A 1,132-nucleotide genomic window follows, 5' to 3' on the forward strand; every position below is an offset into this window, starting at 1 on the left:
CACTCGATGATGCTCGACCACCGCTGACCACCGGCGGGTCGGCCGGGCACCCGGCTGACCCCTTCCCGACATGGACCAGACCGACCCCAGAAAGAGGCGACATGACTAACACCGCCACATCCGAGCCGGCCCTCGCCGAGACGCTCGCCGTGCTGCGCGAGCACTTCGGCACCAACGAGTTCGTCACCCGCTGCGCGGACGGCACGCACGGCCCGGTCGCCAAGACCGCCGCCGAGGACGCCCTCGCGACCGCACTCGAGCACGCGTTCCTCGACGACGCCGAACGTGTGGCCGACCTGATCGTCGCCAACGCAGCCAGCGAGGAGCGGCTGCGCCAGCTCGACGCCCGGCTCGCCGAGTGCCGCCGCGTCCTCCGTCGCTCGGCGGGACCGAGGGGCGCCGCATGAGCCGCCTGCTGCTGCCGGACACGTCCTGGTCGGCGGCCGAGCGTGCCCGGCCGCGCACGTCGATCGCCGAGGTGCAGGCACTCGTGACCGCCTACCGCCAGCGGGAACGCGCTCTGAGACATGCCCGGCACCGGCGCCACGACCGCCAGGCCGAGGCGGCCGCGCGCCGGGCACGACGGCAAGTCACCCGGGCCGAGGCGCGCGTGGCCGACTGGCACGAGGTGCGCCGCGTCCAGCGGCGACACCGCATCGACACACGAGAGAAAGGACTAGAGCTGAGTCTCTGATTAAGGTAGTATTACTACCACAACGCGGGTGGCGCCGAGATACCCGTAATACCTCGGCGCCACCCGTCCACCCTAGAGCGAAGGGAATGCACGAGATGGAGCAGAACCTCACCGTCGAGATCGTCACCCGCAACGGCGACCGACTGACCCGCGAGGTCACCGCCGCCGAGGCACGCCGCCTCGAAGTCGAGCCGTTCCGCGAGGCATCCAACGTCGCGGTCGTGTCGGTAAGCCCGCGGCGACGCTGACAACCACCCAGGCCGGGCCGCCACGGGGCGGCCCGGCCCCACTTTGAGGAGGCACCCCGATGCAGAGCCCGCAGGTACCCCGAGCGCAGACCTGGCTCGACGACGACCAGGGCCGGTGACGGGCATGCCGCACTACATCGACGGCGACGAGGTCTGGACACCCGCCGAGGTCACCGCCTACAGCGGCGGG

3 protein-coding genes are annotated in these 1,132 nt (G+C 71.5%); all 3 read left to right on the plus strand.

The window, feature by feature from the left end:
• The first annotated feature begins 101 nt into the window (after window positions 1-101).
• The 3 genes from LY13_RS25480 to LY13_RS25490 all read left to right on the plus strand — a co-directional run bounded on the left by LY13_RS25480 (window position 102) and on the right by LY13_RS25490 (window position 942).
• Window positions 102-407 (plus strand): hypothetical protein, encoded by a 306-nt coding sequence (locus LY13_RS25480; RefSeq protein WP_253831105.1) that lies wholly within the window; start codon window positions 102-104, stop codon window positions 405-407.
• A complete protein-coding gene (locus LY13_RS25485) occupies window positions 404-694 on the plus strand; it encodes a hypothetical protein (protein WP_253831106.1) in 291 nt (96 codons plus the stop codon). Before LY13_RS25480 ends, LY13_RS25485 begins: the two co-directional genes overlap by 4 nt.
• A gap of 86 nt (window positions 695-780) precedes the next feature.
• Window positions 781-942, plus strand: coding sequence for a hypothetical protein (locus tag LY13_RS25490; RefSeq protein WP_253831107.1), 162 nt, complete (start codon window positions 781-783; stop codon window positions 940-942).
• The last annotated feature ends 190 nt before the right edge of the window (window positions 943-1,132 follow it).

Origin of the sequence: Prauserella aidingensis (genome assembly GCF_024171865.1) — a bacterium.
GTDB lineage: Bacteria > Actinomycetota > Actinomycetes > Mycobacteriales > Pseudonocardiaceae > Prauserella > Prauserella aidingensis.

Bases quoted from the DNA above. Each gene is read 5' to 3' on its own strand.
- LY13_RS25480 (WP_253831105.1), top strand. From the start codon at position 102: ATGACTAACACCGCCACATCCGAGCCGGCCCTCGCCGAGACGCTCGCC.
- LY13_RS25485 (WP_253831106.1), top strand. From the start codon at position 404: ATGAGCCGCCTGCTGCTGCCGGACACGTCCTGGTCGGCGGCCGAGCGT.
- LY13_RS25490 (WP_253831107.1), top strand. From the start codon at position 781: ATGCACGAGATGGAGCAGAACCTCACCGTCGAGATCGTCACCCGCAAC.